Origin of the sequence: Azospirillum humicireducens (assembly GCF_001639105.2) — a bacterium.
Classification (GTDB): Bacteria; Pseudomonadota; Alphaproteobacteria; order Azospirillales; family Azospirillaceae; genus Azospirillum; species Azospirillum humicireducens.
The window spans coordinates 606,721-630,433 of the sequence record NZ_CP028906.1; the positions used below are offsets into that span (position 1 = coordinate 606,721).

General features: G+C 68.8%; 18 protein-coding genes and 3 pseudogenes. 5 read left to right on the forward strand and 16 right to left on the reverse strand.

The features are described 5' to 3' along the window. Window positions 1–14: 14 nt before the first annotated feature. Both A6A40_RS27265 and A6A40_RS27270 read right to left on the reverse strand, forming a co-directional pair. On the reverse strand, window positions 15–839 hold the full coding sequence (locus A6A40_RS27265) for a DUF1365 domain-containing protein (protein ID WP_108548940.1): 825 nt from the start codon (window positions 837–839) through the stop codon (window positions 15–17). Then, entirely contained in the window at window positions 839–2,221 is a 1,383-nt protein-coding gene (locus A6A40_RS27270; protein ID WP_108548941.1) for an NAD(P)/FAD-dependent oxidoreductase, read from the reverse strand. Before A6A40_RS27270 ends, A6A40_RS27265 begins: the two co-directional genes overlap by 1 nt. Window positions 2,222–2,436: 215 nt before the next feature. Between A6A40_RS27270 and A6A40_RS27275 the strand changes: the two genes are divergently transcribed. Both A6A40_RS27275 and A6A40_RS27280 read left to right on the forward strand, forming a co-directional pair. Continuing rightward, window positions 2,437–3,096, forward strand: coding sequence for a sigma-70 family RNA polymerase sigma factor (locus A6A40_RS27275; RefSeq protein ID WP_108548942.1), 660 nt, complete (start codon window positions 2,437–2,439; stop codon window positions 3,094–3,096). Beyond that, complete coding sequence (locus A6A40_RS27280) at window positions 3,093–3,833, forward strand: ChrR family anti-sigma-E factor (RefSeq protein ID WP_108548943.1); 741 nt, start codon at window positions 3,093–3,095, stop codon at window positions 3,831–3,833. Before A6A40_RS27275 ends, A6A40_RS27280 begins: the two co-directional genes overlap by 4 nt. A gap of 90 nt (window positions 3,834–3,923) precedes the next feature. Here the strand turns inward: A6A40_RS27280 and A6A40_RS31915 are convergent. The 6 genes and pseudogenes from A6A40_RS31915 to A6A40_RS27300 form a co-directional block, all read right to left on the reverse strand. Next, window positions 3,924–4,451: PilZ domain-containing protein (locus tag A6A40_RS31915; RefSeq protein ID WP_236784080.1), on the reverse strand; the 528-nt coding region annotated here is incomplete at its 5' end. A 1-nt stretch (window position 4,452) separates the two neighbouring features. Further along, a pseudogene (locus A6A40_RS32370) lies at window positions 4,453–5,761 on the reverse strand (HAMP domain-containing protein); the annotation flags it as partial. 184 nt (window positions 5,762–5,945) lie between these two features. Then, complete coding sequence (locus tag A6A40_RS31925) at window positions 5,946–7,601, reverse strand: ATP-binding protein (protein ID WP_257792311.1); 1,656 nt, start codon at window positions 7,599–7,601, stop codon at window positions 5,946–5,948. Window positions 7,602–7,613: 12 nt separating this feature from the next. Then, window positions 7,614–9,344, reverse strand: a pseudogene (locus A6A40_RS31930) (PAS domain S-box protein); the annotation flags it as partial. Next, window positions 9,344–11,038, reverse strand: a complete 1,695-nt coding sequence (locus A6A40_RS27295; protein ID WP_108548945.1) for a hypothetical protein — start codon at window positions 11,036–11,038, stop codon at window positions 9,344–9,346. The gene A6A40_RS27295 and the pseudogene A6A40_RS31930, both read right to left, overlap by 1 nt. A gap of 202 nt (window positions 11,039–11,240) precedes the next feature. Beyond that, entirely contained in the window at window positions 11,241–11,963 is a 723-nt protein-coding gene (locus tag A6A40_RS27300) for a LuxR C-terminal-related transcriptional regulator (RefSeq protein WP_108548946.1), read from the reverse strand. 297 nt (window positions 11,964–12,260) lie between these two features. On the opposite strand from A6A40_RS27300, the gene A6A40_RS27305 reads away from it, so the two are divergent. Continuing rightward, the gene (locus tag A6A40_RS27305) at window positions 12,261–12,695 is read left to right on the forward strand and encodes a response regulator (RefSeq protein WP_108548947.1); all 435 of its coding nucleotides are present in this window, start codon (window positions 12,261–12,263) and stop codon (window positions 12,693–12,695) included. Next, window positions 12,692–13,753: an HD domain-containing phosphohydrolase gene (locus A6A40_RS27310; RefSeq protein WP_108548948.1), complete on the forward strand. Its 1,062-nt coding sequence runs from the start codon at window positions 12,692–12,694 to the stop codon at window positions 13,751–13,753. The genes A6A40_RS27305 and A6A40_RS27310 overlap by 4 nt, the downstream gene beginning before the upstream one ends. Window positions 13,754–13,788: 35 nt before the next feature. Here A6A40_RS27310 and A6A40_RS27315 read toward each other — a convergent pair whose 3' ends face one another. The 6 genes from A6A40_RS27315 to A6A40_RS27340 all read right to left on the reverse strand — a co-directional run bounded on the left by A6A40_RS27315 (window position 13,789) and on the right by A6A40_RS27340 (window position 19,028). After that, complete coding sequence (locus A6A40_RS27315) at window positions 13,789–14,181, reverse strand: hypothetical protein (protein ID WP_236784081.1); 393 nt, start codon at window positions 14,179–14,181, stop codon at window positions 13,789–13,791. A 170-nt stretch (window positions 14,182–14,351) separates the two neighbouring features. Continuing rightward, the gene (locus tag A6A40_RS27320; protein WP_108548949.1) at window positions 14,352–14,747 is read right to left on the reverse strand and encodes a hypothetical protein; all 396 of its coding nucleotides are present in this window, start codon (window positions 14,745–14,747) and stop codon (window positions 14,352–14,354) included. Window positions 14,748–14,989: 242 nt separating this feature from the next. Next, on the reverse strand, window positions 14,990–16,786 hold the full coding sequence (gene ggt / locus A6A40_RS27325) for a gamma-glutamyltransferase (RefSeq protein ID WP_108548950.1): 1,797 nt from the start codon (window positions 16,784–16,786) through the stop codon (window positions 14,990–14,992). Window positions 16,787–16,994: 208 nt separating this feature from the next. Continuing rightward, a complete protein-coding gene (locus A6A40_RS27330) occupies window positions 16,995–17,309 on the reverse strand; it encodes a YgaP family membrane protein (RefSeq protein WP_108548951.1) in 315 nt (104 codons plus the stop codon). Window positions 17,310–17,421: 112 nt separating this feature from the next. Beyond that, window positions 17,422–18,303: an EamA family transporter gene (locus A6A40_RS27335; protein WP_108548952.1), complete on the reverse strand. Its 882-nt coding sequence runs from the start codon at window positions 18,301–18,303 to the stop codon at window positions 17,422–17,424. Between the two features lie 83 nt (window positions 18,304–18,386). Next, a complete protein-coding gene (locus tag A6A40_RS27340; protein ID WP_108548953.1) occupies window positions 18,387–19,028 on the reverse strand; it encodes a hypothetical protein in 642 nt (213 codons plus the stop codon). Between the two features lie 134 nt (window positions 19,029–19,162). Between A6A40_RS27340 and dnaE the strand changes: the two genes are divergently transcribed. After that, window positions 19,163–22,654 carry a DNA polymerase III subunit alpha gene (gene dnaE / locus A6A40_RS27345; protein ID WP_108548954.1) on the forward strand — a complete coding sequence of 1,164 codons (3,492 nt, stop codon included), beginning with the start codon at window positions 19,163–19,165 and terminating at the stop codon, window positions 22,652–22,654. Between the two features lie 41 nt (window positions 22,655–22,695). On the opposite strand, the gene A6A40_RS27350 is transcribed toward dnaE, so the two are convergent. Together A6A40_RS27350 and fliI are read right to left on the reverse strand one after the other, a co-directional pair. Further along, a complete protein-coding gene (locus A6A40_RS27350) occupies window positions 22,696–23,133 on the reverse strand; it encodes a flagellar export protein FliJ (RefSeq protein WP_108548955.1) in 438 nt (145 codons plus the stop codon). Beyond that, window positions 23,130–23,713, reverse strand: a pseudogene (fliI, locus tag A6A40_RS27355) (flagellum-specific ATP synthase FliI); the annotation flags it as partial. The gene A6A40_RS27350 and the pseudogene fliI, both read right to left, overlap by 4 nt.

Here is a 23,713-nt window from a genome sequence, read left to right on the forward strand (position 1 = left end):
CTTCTCAGGAACGGTCAGAAGCGGGTCGAAGCGGGGCTACCGGCGACCACGGTCACCGGATGGGCGGGTGCCGGCGGGCGCGGCCGGATCCCCAGCCCCTTGCGCCAGAGATGCAGCGCCTCCCAATGGATGCCGGCGACCACCTTGGCGGTCATCAGCGGGTGCCGGGCCCAGGCATGCAGGATGGCGCCGTCGGTCAGCTCCACCCGCCGCAGGGCGAGCGACGCATGCAGGACCGGCCCCGCCGCATCGGTCTGGCGGATCGAGACGGCCAGCGGTTCCGCCTCCTCGCCCGAGGGCGGACGGATGCGGAAGTGATAGGCGGTCTCCATGTCCATGAAGGGCGACACGTAGAACCGCTTGTCGCAGCTCTGTCGCACCAGCCCGTCCGCTCCGCGCTCCGCCGGGATCAGATAGGCGTGACGCTGGCCGAAGGTGTTGCTGACCTCGTGGATGATGGCGGCGAGCGTCCCGTCCGGCCGGTGGCAGAACCAGACGCAGAGCGGGTTGAAGACGAAGCCCAGCACCCGCGGGAAGCACAGCAGCCGAACCGGTCCGCCCGCCTCGATCCCGGCCGCCGCAAGCTGGGCCTGCGCCCAGGCTTTCAACGCGGTGCCGTTCTCGCCCAGCGGCCCGAAATCGCGGTCGTGGAAAGCGGTCAGTCCGAACCGGTTGTGGGCGAACAGCCGCAGTTCGCGGTCCATCCGGGGAAGCTCGTCCAGATCGGCCAGCAGGCTGAACACACGGTAGGACAGGCGGTGGCGCACCGGCTTCACCCGGTGGTGCATCACCGTGCCGAGATAGAGGCCGGAGGCGAAGCCTTCCCGATGGCGTTCCATCACACGGCCTCCAGCCGGGCGGCACCGGGGGCCGGAACGGGCGATGGCCCGAGATGGATGCGGCCGGACTCGTTCGGCACGCTCCAGGGACGGCGCAGGCCGCCCAGCGCCTCCGCCGCCGCCAGCCCCGCCTGCACGCCGTCCTCGTGGAACCCGGCGCCGAAATAGGAGCCGGCGAACCAGGTCCGCCGCTGGCCCTGAAGCGTCCACAGCCGCTTCTGCGCCGCAAGCGCCTCCACCCCGAAGATGGGGTGGTCGTAGAGGACGCTGCGCAGGATGCTGCCCTCGCGCGGCGGATGGCACGGGTTCAGCGTGACGAACAGGTCGCGCTCCCGCGGCAGGAAGCCCTGCAGCCGGTTCATCCAGTAGGTGACGCAGACGGCGTCGCCGTCCTTGCCGCCGCCATTCCGCCGGCTGAGATAGTTCCAGCTCGACCACACGGCCCGGCGCTTCGGCATCAGGGCGGCGTCGGTGTGCAGGATCGCAAGGTTTCGCTCGTAACCGAACGCGCCCAGCAACCGGCGCTCCTCCTCGCCCGCATCCTCCAGCAGGGCGAGCGCCTGATCGGCGTGGGTGGCGATCACGACATGGTCATGGGCGCGGACGGCGCCGCGGCGGTCGCGCACCAGGACCCGCCCCTCCTCGCGGGCGATCCCCTCGACCGCGCAATTCAGGCGCAGCGCGCCGGGCATGTCCGCCAGGATGCGGTCGACATAGCTGCGGCTCCCGCCCTCCACCGTGCGCCAGACCGGACGGCCCTTGATCTTCAGCAGGCCATGGTTGTCGCAGAAGCGGATGAAGGCGGCGGCCGGATGGTCGCGCATCGCCTCGGCCGGGCTCGACCAGATGGCGGCGGCCATCGGCAGCAGATGGTCGCGGACGAAGGCGTCGGAATAGCCGCCGCGGTCCAGCACGTCGCCCAGCGTCCGCGTCTCCGCCAGGGGATCGGCCAGCAGCCCCAGCGCTTCGCGGTAGAAGCGCAGCAGGTCGGTCAGCATGCGCCAGAAACGGGGACGCAGCAGGTTGCTCTTCTGGGCGAACAGCGTGCCGAGGGAACTGCCGGCATACTCCACCCGCCCGCCGTCGAGCGAGGCGGCGAAGCTCATGTCCGTTTCGCGGGTCCGCACGCCCAGCCGGTCGAACAGGGCGACAAGATTGGGATAGCAGGGCTCGTTGTAGACGATGAAGCCGGTGTCGACCGGGCCGGCGCCGTCGGCCTCCACCGTGTTGGCATGGCCGCCCGGCCGGTCCTCCTTCTCGTACAGGGTGACGTGGTGCGACTTCGCCAGCAGCCAGGCCGCCGACAGCCCGGAAATGCCGGCGCCGATCACGGCGATGTCGAGCGGGGCCGATGGCGGCAGGGCAGGGTCGGAAAGCGGCATGGCGGACGGCCCTTCTCGGGGTCTTGGACATGATCGGGACCGGATCCTAGCCGAATTGGGTAGGTCAGGCGCAAGTGAACCTGATACGGCGCTCGGCCGCGGTTGGATCATGCCACGCTCGCGCTTTCCGGCGCTCCGGTCGAGTGGATGATACGCGCACCGACAAATGTCTCACGGGCAGTGATCCGAAGCGCCAGCGTCGGCGTATCCTGGCCATGATCGCACCGCTGGCCTCACTTCTTTCGCATGCCACCGGCCCGGACCGGACCAGGACCGGGCCTGCCCGGCTCCTGCCTGCCCGGCCTCCCGCCCGATGTCCGGACGATGCGCTGGCGGCACGGCTGTCGGACGATCTGGTCGCGGTGGCTTCCGGCGACCGGGCGGCTTTCGCCCGGCTGTTCGGCCATTTCGCCCCGCGGGTGAAGGCCTACATGCTGAAGCTGGGCATGCCGGCGCAGCGGGCGGAGGATCTGGCGCAGGACACCATGCTGTCGGTGTGGCGCAAGGCCTCGCTCTACGATCCGGCGAAGGCGGAGGCGGCGACCTGGGTCTTCACCATCGCGCGCAACCTGCGCATCGACGCGCTGCGCCGTGAACGCCACCCGGAGGTGTCGGACGACGAGTTGCTGGAGCATGAGGACGACCGCCCCCGCGCCGACGAACTGCTGGACGGCGACCGCCGCGCCAGCCGCCTGCGCGGCGCGCTGGCCTCGCTGACGCCGGAACAGGCGGAGGTGGTGCAGCTGTCCTTCTTCGCCGACCTCGCCCACCCGGCCATCGCCGAACGGCTGGACGTGCCCCTGGGCACAGTGAAATCGCGTCTGCGTCTGGCCATGGCCAAGATCCGCAAGGCGCTGGGAGACGACGACCGATGACCGCCCGCGAACCGACCTCTGCCCGCCCGCTCCTGCCGAACCACCACCCCAGCGATGCCTTGCTGGTGGCCTATGGCGCCGGCAGCCTCGCGGAGGGGCTGTCGCTGGCCGTGGCCGTCCATCTCGCCCACTGCCCCGACTGCCGCGCCGCCCTGGCGGAGGTCGAGGCCCTGGGCGGCGCCCTGCTGGAGGAGCTGCCGCCCGCCCCGCTCGAAACCCTGTCACTGTCCGCCACGCTGGCCCGCCTGGATCTGGAGGAGGCACCCGTCAACCCGTGCAAGGCCGGGTGCGCCGGCCTGCCGTGGGGCAACCGTCGGCCGTCCCGTCCGGGAGTGCGGGACGGCAAGGCGCTTCCGTCACCGTTGCTGCCCTATGTATCCCAGGCCACCGACCTGGACGGGCTGGCATGGCAGCGTCTGGCGCCCGGCGTCCGGCGGGTGGAGCTGATGCCGCGCAGCGCGGCGGGCGGCGCCGCCCAGCTTCTGCGCATCGCCCCCGGCACAGCCCTGCCCCACCACAGCCATGGCGGACTGGAGCTGACCGTGGTGCTGAGCGGCCATTTCGCCGATGAGCTCGGCCGCTACGGTCCCGGCGATCTGGCCGAGGTGGACGGGGATACCGACCACCAGCCCATCGCCGACAGCCACCGCGACTGCATCTGCCTGATCGCGACCGACGCGCCCCTGCGCTTCACCGGACTGATGGGACGGCTGATGCAGCCCTTCATCGGGCTATAGGCGGGGGGCTATAGGCGGGGGCCATAGGGGCGGGAGCTTCAGACCCGGAAGCCCTGTGGCGGCGGACATCAAGGTCGAACCGCCGGCCTCTCACGCCACGGCTTCCAGCGGCCTCAGCCCACGGGTCAGCCATTCGACCTCGCGGTCGAACCCAGCCTGATCGGCGTCCGACAGGTCGAACTTCACATGCAGACGGCCCCGTCCGCTGGATTTGATGCGGCCGGAAAGCGCCCGGTCGACGCCATCGATGCGCAGGACAAGCGGCGCACCGGCCGACAGGTCGGGAGCACCGGTCAGCATGGCGCCGCCCGACGACAGGTTGGCGACGGTGGCGCGGACCGGGGGCCTACCGCCACTCTCGACCGTGCAGTCGACCGACACGGCGAAACGCGGGCGCCGGCGGCGGTCGACGTCGGTGGTGGCGGTGCGGACGACACGGATCAGCACGTTGCGCAGCGTGTCGATGCCGCCGGCCACATCGACGGCGACGGTCCGCATCTCGCCGGCGCGGTCCTGGGTGGAGCTCGCCTCGGCGGAAACATGGCGGATGCGCAGCGACACCTCCTTGGCGGCCTCACTGGTCTGGCCGACGGACCGGGCGATCTCCTGGGTCGCCGCNGGAGATTGGTCTGGCTGGCGATGTCGCCGATCAACCGGGCGACGGCGCCGATGCGCTCCACCGAGGCCGACAACCGTTCGATGGTGGAGCGGGCGAGACCGGCACGGTCCACCGCCCGGCCGGTGACATCGGCGGCGGTGGACACCTGCATGCCGATGTCGGCGATGGCGGCCGACAGTTCCTCGGTCGCCGCGGCGACGGCTTCGGCATTGCTCAGCGCCTGCTGCGCCGCGGCCGCGACGGTCTGGGCATTGCCGCTGACCTGCACCGCCGATTCAGCCATGGCACCGGCATTGGCGCGCATGCGGTTGGTGCGCTCCGCGACATGGTCGACGGCGACACGGGTCTCCTGCTCCACCTTCTCCGCCATCGCCTCCAGCGCATGGCGCCGATCCTCCTCGCCGCGGCGGCGGGTCTCCTCCTGCTCGGCACGCAGGCGGGCATTCTCCTGTGCGTTCCGCTGGAAGACACGCACGGTGTCGGCCATATGGCCGATCTCGTCCCGGCGTTCCGTCAGTCCGATCTCGACATCCAGAGAGCCGCCGGCCAGCGCCACCATGACGCGCCTCAACCGCTCCATCGGCCGGATCATCGCCGCCTCCATGAACAGCACGCAGGCGGACGCCATCAGCAGGATGACCAGACCGGCACCGATCAGCGTCAGGCGCAGACCGTTCGCCGTCGCCTGCACCTCCTCGATGCCCGCGGTCAGCTCCGTCAACCGGTCGGAACTGACGGCGACGACGCTGGCGCCCAGCGCCTCCAGACTGTCGCCCATCGTCTCGGCGACGCCGTCGAACTGGCCCATCATCGGGTTGCCGGCCGCCGGCCCGCCGGCGACATAGGCATTCGCCATGCGCTGGCCCATCTCATAGAAGGGGCCGAAGGCGGTCTGGGTCTTCTCGATCTCCGCGGCCACCTGCGGAAGCTTCAGTTCGCGCGCCAGATCGGCGGCCCTGGCGGTGTGCTCCCCGAAGCGGCGGGCGAAATCGGCCGCCTTCGCGCTGCCGTCATCCAGACCGTCCAGACCGCGCGTGGCCGACAGGTCGGTCAGCCATTGCTGGATCTGCACCACGTCGTACCGGATTTCATCCACCAGGGACAGAAGGGGTATGACCCGGCCGACCACCTCGCCGGTTTCCCGCCGAACGTCGGCCAGATGCTCGGTCTGGCGTCCCATGTCGCGCATGGTGAGGACCGAGGACAAGCCGACCGCGGCGAATACGAACACCGCGACCGCCACAACCTTCGCCCGGATGGAAATGACGTGGAGAATGTTGCCGGAAGCAGCCATGATCATGCACTTCATACATTTAGAATACGAACGGTTTACGTTCTTGGACGTATGGCCACCCTAAACGGCTTCGCCGGATTCGTCACGGCAAACAACTGAAACGATGCACTTTATTGATGAAATCGTTCAAAATCACTCTTGGGTTACTTGATTTTTCTTCTTGAGTAATAAAATTACAAGACTATCGCCTTCCGTTTCTTCAGGCCATCTCGTTTCTGCTTTCGGGGCTTTCCACGGACGGCTGGAGCGACGCGAGCGCCTCCTTGGTGGCGGCGGCGACCTCCCCCAACGCCTCGAACAGCGGGTCGTCGGGTGGGCAGGAGCCGGGCGTCTGCAGCCGCTGCTCCAACAGCGAGGCCAGTCGGCTCAAGCGTACGGCTCCGATGTTGGCAGCCGTCCCCTTCAGCGTGTGGGCGATGCGTGGGAGAGGGGCTGGGGAATTGCCGGATGTCTGTCCGGCCCCGCCCGGCTCCGCCAGCCGGTTGGCTTCCCGGATCGCGCCAATGCTGTCATCCACCGTCTGCCGGAAGGCGCTCACCGTTCTCGTCCAGGTCTCTTCACCGATCACCGCGCGCAGGGACTCCGCCTGCCCGGTGTCGAGAAGCGGTGCGGTCCGCCACAGTTCGGCATCGGCCGGAGCATGCCCCCGCGATGGCCCCGGCGGCGCGGGAACGCTCCGCCTCGCTTTTGCATCGGACGACAATTGTTGCGAACCGGCGACGACCAGGCCGGATGGGTCCGTCCGGGATGCCGACACACCGCTCAGTATCTCGAACAGGTCGCCCGATACGATGGGCTTCGTCAGGTAGGCGGTCATGCCGGCGGCAAGATATTCGGCGCGGTGGCCCGGCATGACGTTCCCGGTCAGCGCCACGATGGGCAGGCGGGACGCCGGACCGGACATGGCGCGGATATGGCGGGTGGCGGTGACGCCATCCATCACCGGCATCTGCACGTCCATCAGAACCAGATCGAATCGATCCTCCTCCACCAGCCGCACGGCCTGCAGCCCATCCTCCACCGCCGTCACCCGGTGGCCGGCGCGGCGCAGCATGGTGACGACGATGTCGCGGTTGATTTCGTTGTCCTCGGCCACCAGCACGCGCAGGCCGCCGGCGTCCTCCCTCCCCTGCCCTCCCCGCGGCGCCGATTCCAGCGCGCAAGACGCGGTCGGGATGCCGTCGCACGGGTCGGCGGCCGGTTCGCAGTGCACGGTGAACCAGAAGGTGCTGCCCTTGCCCTCGGCGCTGGCGACGCCGATCCGCCCGCCCATCAGCGTCACCAGCTCGCGGCTGATCGCCAGCCCCAGCCCGGTTCCCCCGAAGCGCCGGGTGGTTGAACTGTCGCCCTGGGTGAAGCGGCGGAACAGGGTCGGCTGCACATCCTCCGGAATTCCGATGCCGGTGTCGGCCACCTCGAACCGCAGGAAGAAGCGCCGGCCTGGCACGGCCTCCCCCTCCAGCCCGACCCGCACGGCGACCCCGCCGCGTTGGGTGAATTTCAGCGCATTGCCGACCAGATTGACCAGCACTTGCCGGATACGCCGCAGGTCGGCGCGCACGCGGTCCGGCACCGCCGGGGCCACCTCCTGCGTCAGGATCAGGCCGCGTCCGCCGGCCGTCGGTTCCAGCAGATCGATGCAGTCGCGCATCACCGCGCGCAGTTCGAAATCCACCGGTTCCACCTCCGCCTTGCCGGCCTCCAGCTTGGACAGGTCGAGGATGTCGTCGATGATCTGCAGCAGCGCCTTGCCCGACCGGTTGGCGACCTCCAGCAGCTGGCGCTGCTCCTCGTCCAGGTTGGGTCCGTCCACCAGGGCGAGCGCGCCGAGGACACCGTTCATCGGCGTGCGGATCTCGTGGCCTGNGGCGCGGCGCAGGCTGGCCTCGATCTCGCGTTGGGCGGTGACGTCGCGGAGCGCACCGGTGACATAGCGGCGGTCTCCTTCCCGCCAGCCGGCCAGCGACGCCTCCAAGGGGAACTCGCTGCCGTCCTTGCGCCGCCCCGTCAGTTCCTGCACCTCCGACCGCGGGGTGTCGCCGCCGCCGTCGCGATATGTGGCCAGCAGACCGTCATGGACCGCGCCGACCGCTGCCGGCATCAGCCGGGTCATCGGCCCTCCAAGCACCTCCGCCGCCCGGTAGCCGAAAAGCCGCTCCGCCGCCCGGTTGAAGGCGTCGATGGTGCCGCGCTCGTCGATGGTGACGATCGGCTGGCCGACGGCCTCGAACATGGCGCGGTAGCGCGCCTCGCTGGAGGCAAGGCGGTTGGCGGCCGTCTCCCGCTCGGTGATGTCGGTGGCGGAACCGCGATAGCCGCGGAATTCGCCGCGCCGGTCGAAGACCGGCCTGCCGCTGACGCTGAAATAGCGCGGTCCGGTCGCCGTCATCACCCGGTAGCGGAAGTTCCGGAACGGTTCCCGCCGCTCCACGACGCGGCAATGCTCCTCCCACTTGGCGGCATCCCCCGGCTCGCGCAGGGCGACATCCTCCCGCCGCATGCCGATGGGCAGGGAGCCGTTGGCGATGTGCGGAACCAGCGGCCCGGCCAGACCGGAGAAGCGCAGATCCGCATCCATTTCCCAGAACCAGTCAGAGGCGGTCTCGGCCTGGTCGCGGAACCGCTCCTCGCTCTGGGCGAGGCGCCGGGCAAGCGCGGTGAGCCGCGCCGCCTGCCGGGACGCCAGCAGCGCCAGCCCGAACAGACCGACGCTGCAGGCCGTCGCCCCCAGCAGATAGATCCGCTGCCGACGCCGGGTGTCGGCCATGAAGGACGCCTCGTCGAAGGCGGCGGTGACGATCAGCGGATAGGAGGACAGGGTGCGGTAGGATTGCAGGCGCAGAATGCCGTCGATCATGCTGACGTTGCGCAGGAAGCCGGTGGGCTGGCGACGCGCCATCGCGAGCGTCACCGAGTCGTTGAGGTCACGGCCGATGATGCGGTCGTTCATCAGGGAGCGGGCGCGCAGAATGCCGTCCGTGCCGATGATCGCCACGGCACCGTTCGGACCGACGTCCAGCTCCTCCAGCGAGCGGCTGAAAAAGAAGGGATCCATGGAGGCGACCAGCACGCCGGCGAAGCTGCCGTCCTCGCGGTCGATCCGGCGCGTCAGCTGGATCGACCATTTGCCGGACGCCCGGCCGAACACCGGCTTGCCGATGAACAGGCCGCTTTTGGGATTGTTGGCGTGGACACGGAAATGCTCGCGGTCGGCCAGATGGACGCGGGCGGGTGCGTCCTCCACGCTGGTGTGGATGAGGTCGCCACGTTCGTCGATGATCGCGAGCTGGACCAGGATCGCCGACCGTTCCACCGCCTGCCGCAGCATCCGGGAAACGCCATGGCTCCAGACGTCGCCATGCTCGCGGAAGTCGTCGATCAGGAACAGAAGGATCTGGTCGGCCTCGGCGATGGTTCTGTTCGCCTGCTCCGCCACGACACGGGCAAGATTGCCGCTATCGCGCTCGGCGCGCTCCATGGCCTCCGCATCGTCGTACCGCACGAGCATCAGGGACGCAGCCCACAGACCGGCGGCGATCACCAGGGTCGCCGCCCAGACGGCGGCGATGAAGCCATGCTGCTGAAGCCGTTCCCCCATCAGCCGCGCTCTCCGTCGGACCGGCCTCCACCTGGCCCTCCCGCGGCCAGTGCGGCCACCCCGCGCGCCAGCCGCGGCAGGTCCACCGGTGTCGGCAGCACAAGGTCGGCAGCCCCGTCAGGTCCGCGACCGGCTTCCCCGCCATAGAGCACGCAAGGCAGATCCCCGCGCAGTTCCTTGAGGCGGGCGGCAAGCGCCATGCCGGCGGGCAGCGCGCTCAAGCCCGGCCCGATCACCACCGCATTGAAAAAGCCGGGCTCCTCGGCGACCACGTCCAGCGCATCGCGCAGGTCGTCGCAGACCGACACCTCGAAGCCCTGCTGCTCCAGACCGGCCTGGAAGCGGTCGCCCGACGCCTGGTCGGCCTCTACGACCAGAACCTGGAGCACCGGAACCTTGCGCTGCTGCGGTGGAAGTGAAGGCTCTGCCGGCGCCGGCGCCGGCGCCGGCGCCGGCCGGGAAGCCGAGGCGGCGGGAATGTAGAGGCGGACGGCCGTCCCGTCGACAGGGTGTGTCAGCAGGCTGAGACCACCGTCATGGCGCCGCGCCGTCGAAAGGGCCGTCGGCCAGTCGGCATCCTCCCGCGCCGGCTGTCCGCGCCGGTAGCGCGTGCGGACGGACAGCAGCGGGTCGACCAGGGTGAACAGAAGGTCGTCGGCCAGCGGCGCGCCGTTGACGCGCAGTTCGAACAGGGTGTGCGGGCCTTCACGCGGCTGCAGAAGCCGATGCACATGCCAGCCGGCGCCCGCCGCATCCTCGTCCGGATCTCCGCCGCCACCCTCGCCGGTGGCCCCTCCGCAAGCGAAGCCGGAGGGGCCGGCACACAGGCAGAACCGGAGTTCGGAGCCTCTGCCGGTCGCCAGAACGATTTCCGCCACCAGCCCGGCCAGCGTCCGCGCCAGCAGCCCGGCATCGCAGAGGGGATCCGGTGTGGCGGGGTCGTGCCTGACCGCAAGACTGGCCGCCGTCGCGGACGCGGTGCACAGAAGGGCCGCAGCCTGGTCAAGCACGCCGGCCGCCTGTTCCTGGACGACGGCGGCCGGGTCCATCCTTGCCGCCATCACCAGACGATGGAAATCCGGTCGGGCGCGACGAACGGCAATGAGAATTCTCTCGGCATAGTCGGCCTGGGGCGAGTCGGCCGGCAGGTCGGCCGCAAGGAAATCGGCATAGCCGGCAACGGTCCCCAGCGCATTGTTGAAATCGTGGACGATGCTGCGGACCAGTTCTGCACGGGCGTCCATCGCCGCCATCTGCTGGGCGCGCAGCCGGACCGACATCCGGCGTTGCGACTCGCGCAGCGCTTCCTCCAACGCGGCGATCCGGGCGGTGTCCGCGGCGCTTCCTGCCTCTCCGCCCCCGTGCCCGGCCGACGGGGAATCCGCGGGCGGGGAATCGGCCGGCGAGGTGGCGGGCGCCTGGTTTTGCAGCTCCGGAGCCGCATGCCCGCGGTGCGCGGCCCAGGAACGGAACAGCGCCAGCCCGGCAGCCGCTCCGGTGCCGGCGGCAACCAGGGGAAGCACCCAGGGGGGGGCTCCGCCCAGCGGGTCGAGCACGGGCAGGAGCAGCACCGCCGCACCCGCCAGCGCAGCCAGCGACGGCGCAGCGACGGCATTGCCGGGCGCGTCGCGACCGGCAGGAGCAGGGACCGGCGGAGCGGCAGGCCGTGGCGGGAAATGGTCGGATGAGCTCATCGGCGACTCGGGAGTGCGGCCATTTGCGATTGTGCCCCACCTTGCGGCGGACCTGACGGCAAGCGGGGCAGGAAACTCGACCGGATGGGGAGGGACTATACCAGAAGGGTTGCGGTCGCGCTGCTGGGACCAGCCCTATGCGTCACCTTGGCCCCCGTTTCGAAAGCGGCCCCGACGTCGCCGCTGCCGACGAACCGGCCGGTCAGGACGACGCTTCGTCAAGGCTGCGCGACAGCAGCCCGGCCTGCTGGGCCCGCCGGACGGCATCGGTGCGGTTGCGGGCCCCCAGCTTGCGCAGGATGCGGCGGGTGTGCAGCTTGACCGTCACCTCCTGAAGGCTCAGGTGACGGCCGATCTCCTTGTTGGTCGCCCCGGTGGCAAGCATGGACAGCACCTGCTGCTCCCGGTCGGTCAGGGGGGACGACAGCGCTCCCTCCCCCTCCGCCACGGGATCCTCGACATCCTCCGCCTCTTCGATGTCGAGCGACAGGTCGGTCATCTGCATCAGGTCGAGCGCGACGCATTTCGGCACGAAGCTGCCGCCCTCCGCCACCAGCCGGAGCGCCTGCGCCAGGACGCGGCGCGGCGTGGTCTTCGGCAGATAGGCCTCGGCGCCACAACGCAGCACCTCTAACGCCGTCACAGGGTCCTCCGCCCCGGTCACGACCGCGACCGGCCCCTGGATCCCGGCTTGGCGGAGCACGCTGACCGGATTGCTTCCCTCGGCACCCGGCATGCGCCAATCAAGGACGATCAGGTCGTAACGGAGAGCCAGGGGAGACGCGCCGTCGGGAAACTGCCGCACCGCGGGCAATTCCAGCAACGACCCGATGCAGCCAACCTCGGCATCCGGCCAGGCCTGCCGGACCGACAGCTCAAGCGCATCCCGGAACAGGGGATGGTCGTCTGCCACCAAGATCTTCATCAAACAGCCTCCGCCACCCTCGGCAACCGCCCAGTCCATTGTATCAGCATTCCCCCTTATGCATGCCGAAATCTTAAGTTTTCGTGGCCTCCGTATATTTCACCTCGGTCACATTGGAACATGATTCAACGAACCGACTCCTTCCCGTCAGCGGGATAATATCCCCACTATCCCATTTCCCGATCCCGCTATCCCAGACTGGACCGCCGTGGAGGGCCTCAACCGGGTATTGTGATGCTCAGCGATCCTTATCCAGAGCAGCCGCCGGCGTGATGGCGGAGGACGGAAGCGGCCACCATGGACATGACCCTTTACGAGCTGCGGGCCAAACCCGGCACACTGGCCGGCACCGTCCTGCTGGTCGACGACGATCCCGACTTCCGCGGGATGACCCGCATCGCCTTCGCGCGCGCCGGCTATACCGTCCATGAGGCCGAGAACGGCAACGCCGCCCTGGCGATCCTGGCCGGCCATTCGGTGGATCTGGTCGTGACCGACATCATCATGCCCGAGGCCGACGGATACGAGGTGATCCTGCGGCTGAAGGCGCAACCGTCCCGCCCGCCATTGATCGCGGTCACCGGCGGCAGCCTGCGGCTGCGCATGGAGCTGCCGGGAATGGCCCGCCTGCTGGGGGCCGACGCGGCGTTCGAAAAGCCGGTCGACCTGTCGGCCCTGCTGGCGGAAGCCGGGCGGCTGATCGCGGCCCGCAAGGGGAATTGCACCGGATGAACATCCTCATCGTCGACGACGACCGCACCAACCTGTTCATCATGGGCGCCATCGTCCGCCGTCTGGACGATGCGGAGCCCATCGGCATGGACAACCCGCTGGAGGCCGTGGAGTGGCTGCGCGGGAACGAGCCGGACCTGATCCTGCTGGACCAGATGATGCCGGACATGGACGGCATGGACCTGCTGCGCCACATCCGCGAGGATCCGCGGCTGGAGAATGTTCCCGTGGTGATGATCACCGCCAACACGGCGGTGGACATCCGGGTGCGGGCGCTGGACGAGGGCTGCAGCGATTTCCTGACCAAGCCGATCGTGGTGCCGGAGGTGCAGGCCCGCCTGCGCAACCTGCTGGCCCTGCGCCAGAGCCGCGCCCTGCTGCGCGACCGCGCCGCCCTGCTGGCCGCCGAGGTGGAGCGGGTGACCGCCGCGCTCCAGCGCCAGGGGGAGGAGCTGGTCAACCGCCTGTCGCGCGCCTCCGAATACCGCGACCCCGAAACCGGTGCCCATATCGAACGGATGGCGCTCTATTCGCGCCTCGTCGCTGAGGCGGCGGGCTGCGGCGGCGCCTATGCCCAGGAGTTGATGAAGGCGGCGCCGATGCATGACATCGGCAAGATCGGCATCCCCGACATGATCCTGCTGAAGCCGGGACGGCTGACCTCGGAGGAATTGACGGTGATGCGCCAGCACGCCACCATCGGCCATCGCATCCTGGCCAACAGCGACATCCCGCTGCTGCGGCTGGCCGCGGAGATCGCGCTCAGCCATCATGAGAAGTTCGACGGCAGCGGCTACCCCAACGGGCTGGCAGGCACGGCGATCCCGCTGTCCGGCCGCATCGTCGCCATCGCCGACGTGTTCGACGCGCTCACCTCCACCCGGCCCTACAAGCGGTCGTGGACGCTGGAGGAGGCGCGCGCCTACATGGTGGAACAGCGCGGCCGCCACTTCGATCCCGCCCTTCTCGACGCCTTCCTGTCGTGCTGGGACAAGGTCTGCACCATCCACCACGAGAATGCCGACGAGTTGCCGGCACTCTGCCCGACCGAGCATTGAAGCAGGGATGCCGTCCAGCCGCTGACCGCGACTGCTCAGTTGACGATGCGCCAGGTGCCGTCGGACTGGAGACAGGCGGTGCCGTAGACCGGCTGCGACCGGCCGCCGACCATGGCGCGGCTCTGATACTCGCGGCATTGCTGACCGCTGCGCGAGTAATAGACCGGGCCGGCCGGATCGACGCCGACGGCTGCCGGAGGCGAGTTGTAATACTGAACCACCGGCGGCGGCGGGGCATAGACCACCGGCGGCGGCGCGTAATACTGCACCACCGGCGGGGGCGGCGCATAGTAGCGGTAGGGATGGTAATAGCCATAGCCGGGATAGACCGGCCCGAAGCCAAGACCGACACCGACCGACACCGACGTGCGCGCCTGCGCCGGTCCAGGAACCATGGCCACCGCCGCGGCTGCCGCGGTCGCCAGCATCACAGCACCCAGGGCAAACGCCCTCCGCACCGTCTTCATCATCCGTCTCCCGGTCGCGGCATCCGGCGGCGGCCCCGCCGCCGACATGCCCGGCAGGCCATCATACACCGCTCCCGCGGCGCATCACAGGGGCTGCGCGCGCGGGACCGTATGCGGGCCGTTCAAATCGATCAGATGTCGAGCGGCAGGTTGTCGGGGTCGTACCCCAACTGCTCCACGATGGCGCGGGCGAGCGGAATGCTGGTCTCGAAGCGCCATTCGGCCATGCCCGGCCGGTATTCCGACACGTTGGGGCGGCCGTTGGCGAAGCGGCGCGGGTGCAGCTCGTACCAATAGATGTCGCCGAGCGCCACACCCTGTTCCTTCGCATAGGCTTCGGCGATGCCCGGCCAATCATTCACGGCCGGCTGGGGCGACCCGGCCGCCTTGGCGATGTCGGTCTGTTCCAGGAAGGCGACGATGCGCTTTCCTTCGCGCTCGAAATCGGCGACCCGGATGGTGACGGGCTGCTTTCCCTCACGCTGATAGGTCCACTCGCGGTTCTTTTCGACCAAGGCCTTGTCCACGGCAAATGCTCCGGTTCACTCCTGCAAAGGCTAACCGACCGGCCCGCCTTAAGCCAACTGTTCCGTTGCCTTATCCGAACGAGCCCGAGCCCCTGCGACCCCGTGCCCCTCGGCACGGCGGATCAAAGGTTACCAAAGCACGGCGCTTTTTCTTTGTACACGGGAATTGTAACGCCCGGCCTCCGCCGGGCGCCCTTCTTTCCTTCCGGCTCATGCCGTCCGGCCAACCGGCCGCTGGCCCGTCAATATCCCAGCGTCATGCCGTCGGGGTTGCGCGGGTCGGAATAGCCGTAGAGCCCGTCCTCGCGCAGTTGGATGGTCTGGGTCCGGCCCATCGTCGGCTTGACCGCCACCTTGTGGCCCATCTGCTCAAGCAGCCGGATCGTATCGGGACTCAGGCCCTTCTCCACCCGCAGCTCGTCGGGGGTCCACTGGTGATGGACGCGCGGCAGGGCGGCGGCCTCGGCCGGGTTCATGCCGAAGTCGATGTGGTCGATCACCGTTTCCATGGTGGTGGTGATGATGCGGCTGCCGCCGGGGCTGCCGGTGACCAGCCAGGGCTTGCCGTCCTTCAGCACGATGGTCGGCGACATCGAGCTGAGCGGCCGCTTGTAGGGCTGGATGGCGTTGGCCTCGCCGCCGATCAGCCCGAAGGCGTTGGGCACGCCCGGCTTGGCCGAGAAGTCGTCCATCTCGTTGTTCAGCAGGATGCCGGTGCCCGCGGCGACGATGCCGCTGCCGAAATTGAGGTTCAGCGTGTAGGTGGTGCTGACCACGTTGCCCCGGCTGTCCGCCACCGAATAGTGGGTGGTCTGGTCGCTTTCGTAGGGCGCCGGCTTGCCGGGCTTGATGCTGCTGGCCGGGGTCGCCTTCTCCGGATCGATCTTCGCCGCCAGTTCGTCGGCATATTTGCATGAGGTCAGGCCCTTCACCGGCACCTTGGTGAAGTCGGGATCGCCCAGATACTCGGAGCGGTCGGCATAGGCGAGCTTCATCGACTCAGCCATCAGATGGATCGACCGCGCGCTGGCAGGGCCGTACTCCTTCAGCGGCCAGCGTTCCAGCATGGTCAGCATCTGGATGATGTGCGTCCCGCCGGAGCTGGGCGGCGGCATCGACTTCACCGTATAGCCGCGATAGCTGCCGCTGACCGGCTCGCGCTCCACCACCTTGTAGGCCTTCAGATCCTCCTTGGTGATGGCGCCGCCATGCTTGGCCATCTCCGCCGCGATCTTCTCGGCGATCTCGCCCTCGTAGAAGGCTTTCGGCCCCTGGCGGGCGATCATCTCCAGCGAGTTGGCGAGGTCGGGATTGACCAGCGTCTCCCCGGCGGTCAGCGGGCGGTCGCCCTTGAAGAAGATGGCGCGGGTGGCCTCCCACTTGGCCAGATGGTCGCGTTCGACCTCCAGCAGGCCGGCCAGCTGCGGGGTGACGGTGTAGCCTTCGCGCGCCAGCCTGATCGCCGGGGCCATCACGTCGGCCAGCGTCATCGTGCCGTATGTCTCCAGCGCATGGGCCAGCCCGGCGACGGTGCCGGGAATGCCCACGGCCAGATGGGTATAGAGCGAGCGGTCGGGCACCACCTTGCCCTGCGCGTCCAGATACATGTCGCGGAAGGCCTTGGCCGGCGCCATCTCGCGGAAGTCGATGGCGACGTCCTTCCCGCTGGCCGCGTCATGGACGATCATGAAGCCGCCGCCGCCGACATTGCCGGCGTTGGGCAGCACCACCGCCAGCGCGAAGCCGACGGCGACCGCCGCATCGACCGCATTGCCGCCGCGCTTGAGGATGTCGACGCCGATCTCCGTCGCCAGCCGGTGTTCCGAGGCGACCATCCCGTTCTGCGAACGGACGGGATGGAAGATGTCATAGCCGATGTCGTAGCGGACCGATGCGGGGGCCGAGGTGCTGGCGGGCGCGGCTGCCGGGGCCGGTTGGGGAGCCTTCTGGGCAAGGACCGGCGCCGGCATCGCCAAGCCGACGCAGAGCGCCGCCACCGCCGCGATGGTGGGACGGGACCGGAAAGCGGGGAACCACATGCGGTGAATCTCCTGAGCGGGACGACAGGTCGGGGGCTGCAGCCCGGGTCCCGTAGGATGTCACACCCGCGGCGCCCGGTCTTCACTCCGTCGCTGGTCTGCCCAACAATTCACCATCGGGGTTAATGGCGTCGCTCATTCCCATGACTGGCCTGTGACGGCCGGTGAATGGATTGCGACGCGGCCCCTCGAGCGGCCATTGTTCCCGTCAGTAGGTCTCCGCCATCCGCGACCGGCTGATGCTGTCGGATCCGGCGTCATCGGAACCGTGATGGCCCAGCGCATCCTGGTGGCCGCCGGACAGGCGTTCCTTCACCGGGCAGTGGCCGCTCATGCCGCGGACGACCAGAGCGGCGCCGACCAGCCCCATGATGGCGCCCGGAATGCTGGCGCCCTTGCGCAGGCCGCCCGCCGCGACGGCGAGACCGAGGCCGGTCGAGACGATGCGCTCGCCCATGCCCATGTTGGCGTGGCCTTCGAAGACGCTGTCATAGGCATGGCGGATCGAGGATTGGGCGTTCATGGCTGCTCCGGGGGACGATGGGGGTGGGATGCCCCTTCCAACGCGGAACATCCCCGTCTGTTCCCTCCCCTGCCGTCGTCTCGAAGCCGGCCGAAGCCGCCGCGGCGCCGGATCAGGCGCGCGCCCGCACGGCCCCCGGCAGCTTCAGCACCGACAGGGCGAGGCCGGCGAAGACCAGCAGCCCGCCGGCCATCTTGGCCGCGGTGAAGGTCTCGCCCAGCAGAAGCGCGCTGGAACTCATGCCGAAAATGGGCACCAGCAGCGAGAAGGGAGCGACGAGGCTGGCCGGATAATGCCGCATCAGGAAGCCCCAGGCGGCGAAGCCGAACAGCGTCGCCCCCACCGCGATGTAGACCAGCGAGCCGACGCCGACGACCGTCAGGGTGGCGAAGGCATGGACGATGCGGTCCGGCCCCTCCAGCGCCAGCGACATCGCCAGCAGCGGCAACGGCGGAATCAGGCTGACCCACACCATCAGGCTGAACAGGTCGGGCGCCCTGGCCTGCTTCATCACGATGTTCGACACGCCCCAGGCCGCCGCCGCCGCCAGCGTCAGGGCAAGGCCGAGCAGTGAGTCGCCCGCCGGCATCTCCAACGCGATCAGCCCCACTCCGGCGAAGGCGACGACCATGCCGGCGATCTGCCGCGGCCCCGGCCGGTCGCCCAGCATCAGGGCGGCGAAGATGGCGGTGAAGAAGGCCTGGGCCTGCAGCACCAGCGAGGCGAGTCCGGCCGGCATGCCGACGTCGATGCCCAGGAACAGCAGCGGGAACTTCACCACGCCCAGCATCACGCCGATGCCGATCACGAAGCGCCAGGGCACCGGCGGCCCCTTGGCCCAGCCCAGCACCAGGATCGGCAGGGCGGCCAGCGCAAAGCGCAGGCAGGAGAAGAGCAACGGCGGGAAATCGCGCAATCCGACCTTGATCGCGACGAAGTTGAAGCCCCAGACGGCGGCGACCGCCACCGCGAGCAGAATATGGGTGACACGCATGATGCGAAGGCTAAACGGGCGCCGACGGGCCGGTCAATCGGCGGCAGGGCGTCCCCGCCGCGGGGCTGACCTGCGCGGTCCCGTCACGGATCGCCGTGCAGAATCCGGCATTCGTCCGACGCGTTGATCGCCCAGGACGATCCCGAGAGCACCATCGCGCCGATATCCCCCAGACCGCTGCTGCGGAAGCTGACGCGGCGCGAACGGGCGAGCGGCTCCAGATCCTCCAGGTAGCTCTTGGTCGGGATGGCGACATAGAGGCTGCCGTTGGGCAGGCCGCGGGCGCCGAGCGACATCCGCGTTCCCTGGTCCAGGCTGGCCGTCAGGTCATAGCGCTCGCCGGGCTTCACCGCCGCTCCGCTGTCCGACGGGGTGAAACCGGACAGGATGAAGCCCGATTCGGTGGAAGCGGTGCGGAAGGTCAGGCGCAGGGCGGCGTCCTGGCCGATCGGTATTCCACGCTCGGCGACGCAGAAGGCCTTGCCGCCGGGGGGCGTGTGGATGGTGACGGTCCAACCCTTGCCGGCACTGAAGGGCTTCGCCGGTCCGTCCGGCAGTCCGGCGGCGGGCGGCGGCGAGGCCGCAGGAGGAGGCACCGTCTCGCAGGCGGCAAGCGCCAGCGCAAGGCCGGTCAGCAGGGCCAACGGCGTCGCCGCCCGGACAGCGCGGCGGCCCGGAAAGGCCGGCCACAGTCGGACGACGGGTGCAAGGTGCGGCCGATCCATCGCGGCGTCCTCCCCATCCCTGAAGGTGATGCGGCGATCTGCATACCACGTTCGCATGCATCCGGCGACCGTCGCGGCGACGGCCCCGCCTGTGCTAGAACCAGGGGCCCTGTTGCAGCAAGCCCGCGGTTGCCATGCCCCACGCCGACTTCATCCACCTGCGCGTCCATTCCGCCTATTCGCTGTCGGAAGGTGCGATCAAGGTGAAGGAGCTGGTCAAGCTCTGCCTCAAGCAGCAGATGCCGGCCGTCGCGGTCACCGACACCGGCAACCTGTTCGGCGCGCTGGAATTCGCGCTGGCGGCATCCGATGCCGGCGTGCAGCCGATCATCGGCACGGTGCTGGGCATCACCCGCGTCGGTCCTGCCCAGACGAAGCCCGGCCTCCCCGGCAAGGCGGCGGCCACCCCCGACCAGCTCGTCCTGCTCTGCCAGAACGAGGAGGGCTACCGCAACCTCGCGGCGCTGGTGTCCAAGGCCTTCCTCGAATCGGACCCGCTGGCCGGGCCGCAGCTGCCGCTCGACGCGCTGGAGGGGCGATCCGCCGGGCTGATCGCGCTGACCGGCGGCCCCGGCGGCTCCATCGGCCGGCTGCTGCACGAGGGCCAGAAGGATCTGGCGCTGGAGGTCCTGGAAAAGCTGAAGCGGCTGTTCCCCGGCCGCCTCTATGTCGAACTGCAGCGGCACGAGGGCGGGCGCGGCCATTTCGCCGCCATCGAGAACGCCATCGAGCCGGCGCTGATCGACCTCGCCTATGCCCATGACCTGCCCCTGGTCGCCACCAACGACTGCTATTTCGCCACCGCCGACATGTACGAAGCGCACGACGCGCTGCTCTGCATCGCCGAGGGCGCCTATCTGAGCCAGGAGGACCGCCGCCGCCTGACGCCCGACCACCGCTTCAAGTCGGCGGAGGAAATGCGGCAGCTGTTCGCCGACCTGCCGGAGGCGCTGGACAACACGGTGGCCATCGCCCGGCGCTGCTCCTACCTGCTGAAGCCGATCAAGCCCATCCTGCCCCCCTTCGCCTGCGAAGGCGGCCGCACCGAGGACGACGAGCTGCGCGCCCAGTCGCGCGCCGGCCTGGAGATGCGGCTGGAGAAGGTCGTCTACACGCCCGACATGACGCCGGAACAGCGGGAGGAGACCCGGAAGACCTATTTCGAGCGGCTGGAGTTCGAGCTGGACGTCATCGTCAAGATGAAGTTCCCCGGCTACTTCCTGATCGTGTCGGACTTCATCAAATGGGCGAAGAACCACGACATCCCCGTCGGACCGGGCCGCGGTTCGGGTGCGGGCTCGGTCGTCGCCTGGGCGCTGACCATCACCGACCTCGACCCGCTGCGCTTCGGCCTGCTGTTCGAGCGGTTCCTGAACCCCGAACGCGTGTCGATGCCCGACTTCGACATCGACTTCTGCCAGGACCGCCGCGAAGAGGTCATCCGCTACGTCCAGAACAAGTACGGCTACGACCGCGTCGCCCAGATCATCACCTTCGGTAAGCTGCAGGCGCGCGCCGTGCTGCGCGACGTCGGCCGCGTCCTGCAGATGCCCTACGGGCAGGTCGACAAGATCTGCAAGATGGTGCCGAACAACCCGGCCAACCCGGTGACGCTGCAGCAGGCGCTCGACAGCGAGGAGATGCTGCGGCAGGCGCGCGACAGCGACGACACCGTGCGCCACCTGATCGACATCGCGCTGAAGCTGGAGGGTCTCTACCGCCACGCCTCGACCCACGCCGCCGGCGTGGTGATCGGCGACCGGCCCTTGCAGGAGCTGGTGCCGCTCTACCGAGACCCGCGCTCGGACATGCCGGTCACCCAGTTCAACATGAAGTATGTCGAACAGGCCGGTCTGGTGAAGTTCGACTTCCTGGGTCTGAAGACGCTGACCGTGCTGAAGACGGCGGTCGACCTGATCCCCGAGAAGCCGGACCTGACCACCGTCCCGCTGGACGACGAGAAGAGCTACCAGCTGCTCAGCCGCGCCGAGGCGACCGGCGTGTTCCAGCTGGAAAGCTCGGGCATGCGCGACGTGCTGCGCCGGCTGAAGCCGAACCGGCTGGAGGACATCATCGCGCTGGTGTCGCTCTACCGTCCCGGTCCGATGGACAACATCCCGAAATACATCCGGGTGAAGAACGGCGAGGAAAAAGCCGACTACATGCATGACAGCCTGGAAGGCATCCTGAAGGAGACCTTCGGGATCATGATCTACCAGGAACAGGTCATGCAGATCGCCCAGGTGCTGTCCGGCTATTCGCTGGGCGGCGCCGATCTTCTGCGCCGCGCCATGGGCAAGAAGATCAAGGAGGAGATGGACAACCAGCGCAAGATCTTCTGCGACGGCGCCGAGGCGCGCGGCGTGAAGGCGGAACTGGCCAGCCTGATCTTCGATCAGGTCATGAAGTTCGCCGGCTACGGCTTCAACAAGAGCCACGCCGCCGCCTATGCCCTGGTCGCCTATCACACCGCCTACCTCAAGGCGAACCACCCGGTGGAGTTCATGGCGGCGTCGATGACGCTCGACCTCGGCAACACCGACAAGCTGAACGTCTTCCGCCAGGAGCTGGCCCGCCTGCGCGTCAGGCTGCTGACGCCGGACATCAACAAATCCGACTCGATCTTTGGGGTTGAGCAGCTGCCCGACGGCAGCAAGGCGGTGCGTTACGCTCTCGCCGCCGTCAAGGGCGTCGGCCAGCCCGCCATGAAGGCGGTGGTGGAGGAGCGGCGCAAGAACGGCCCGTTCAAGAGCCTGTTCGACTTCGCCCGCCGGCTGGATTTGAAAACCATCAACAAGCGCCAGCTGGAGAATCTGGCCTGTGCCGGCGCCTTCGACGGTCTGAACCCCAACCGCGCCCAGGTTCATGCCGCGCTGGAGACCATCATCCGCTATGCCCAGGCCGAGGCGGCGGAGCGCGACAGCGGCATCGGCAACCTGTTCGGCGGCGGTGGGGGCGGCCTGCCCGAACCCGAAATGCCGAAGGTCAAGGATTGGGAACCGCTGGAGAAGCTGAAGCACGAGTTCGGGGCCATCGGCTTCTACCTGTCGGCCCACCCGCTCGACGCCTATTCCGGCCCGCTCGGCCGCATGAAGGTGGTGCGCTCGGCCGAACTTCAGACCGCCGTCGCGAAGGGCGGCTCGACCCGCTACAAGATGGCCGGCATCGTCGTCTCGAAGAAGGAGAAGACCTCCAAGTCCGGCAACCGCTTCGCCTTCGTCGAGCTGTCGGACGCCACCGGCGGCTATGAGGTGACGCTGTTCTCCGAGGTGCTGGCCGCCAACCGCGACCTGCTGGAACCCGGCCGCCCGGTGCTGATGACGGTGGACGCCCAGCTGAACGGCGAGGAGGTCCGGCTGACCTGCCAGGAGATCAAGCCGCTGGAGGAGGCCGTCGCCTCGGTCAGCGCCGGCCTGCGCGTGGTGCTGCGCGACCCCGGCCCGATCGAGCATCTGCGCGCCACGCTGGACCGGCTGTCGCGCGGCAAGAGCCGGATCAACGTGCTGGTGGAGATCGACCCGCTCAAGGAGGTCGAGATCGAACTGCCCGGCAGCTACACCATCACCGCACAGAGCCGCTCTGCCCTGAAGGCGGTGCCGGGCGTGGTCGAGGTGGCGGAGCTGTAAGGATCGACGGGCGGAAGCGACAGCAGCGCCGGCGGGACTCCTCACCCGCCGGCCGCTTCCTCCTCCTCCGCCTGACGGCGGCGGAAGCCGACCAGGGCGGTTTCGTCCAGCATCGCGGCATCCTTGCGCTTCTGCTTGTCGCGTTCGCGCTTCTGCCGTTCCTCCTCCGCCAGTTCGTAGCGTTTCAGCTCCTGGAAGGCTTCGGCCATCTCGTCGGTGGCGATCTCGATCTGCGCCTCGACCTGGGCCAGCGATTCGCCGAGCTTGCGGCCGCGCTCCAGCGCCGCCTGGGCAAAGTTGGAATAGGTGAAGGAGACGGAAAAATCGTCGCGAACCGTTTCCTGTTCGTGCGCGATCTCCTGTTTCACCTTCTCGATCTCGTTGCGCAGCCGGTCGGCCAGCGTGTGGAGTTCCGCCAGGACGCGACGCTTCTCGTCCAGTTGCAGCTTCTGCAGGCGGATGATCGTCTTCAGGCTCATTGCGGCCACTGCACCCCAAAGATTTCAGCCAGCATGGCGTAGCTGGTCTCCAGATCGGTGGCTTCGCGCTTGCCCTGCTTCAGGAAAGCCTCCAGCGCCGGCTGAAAGTGGATCGCCTCGTCCACCTGCGGGTCGGAGCCGCGGCGGTAGGCGCCGAGCCGGATCATTTCCGCCATGTTGTCGTAGGACGACAGCAGGCGCCGGGCGTGGCCGACCAGCTCGTTCTCGTTCGGCGTGTTGCAGCCGGGCATGGTGCGCGACACGCTGCGCAGGATGTTGATGGCAGGATAGCGCCCGCGCTCGCCGATCTGGCGCTCCATCACGATGTGGCCGTCCAGGATGCCGCGCACGGCGTCGGCGATGGGCTCGTTGTGGTCGTCGCCGTCCACCAGCACGGTGAACAGGCCGGTGATGGTTCCCGCCCCGACCACCCCCGGCCCGGCGCGCTCCAGCAGGCGCGGCAGCTCGGCGAAGACGGTCGGTGGATAGCCCTTGGTCGTCGGCGGCTCGCCGGCCGACAGGCCGATCTCGCGCTGGGCCATGGCGAAGCGGGTGACGCTGTCCATCATGCACAGCACGT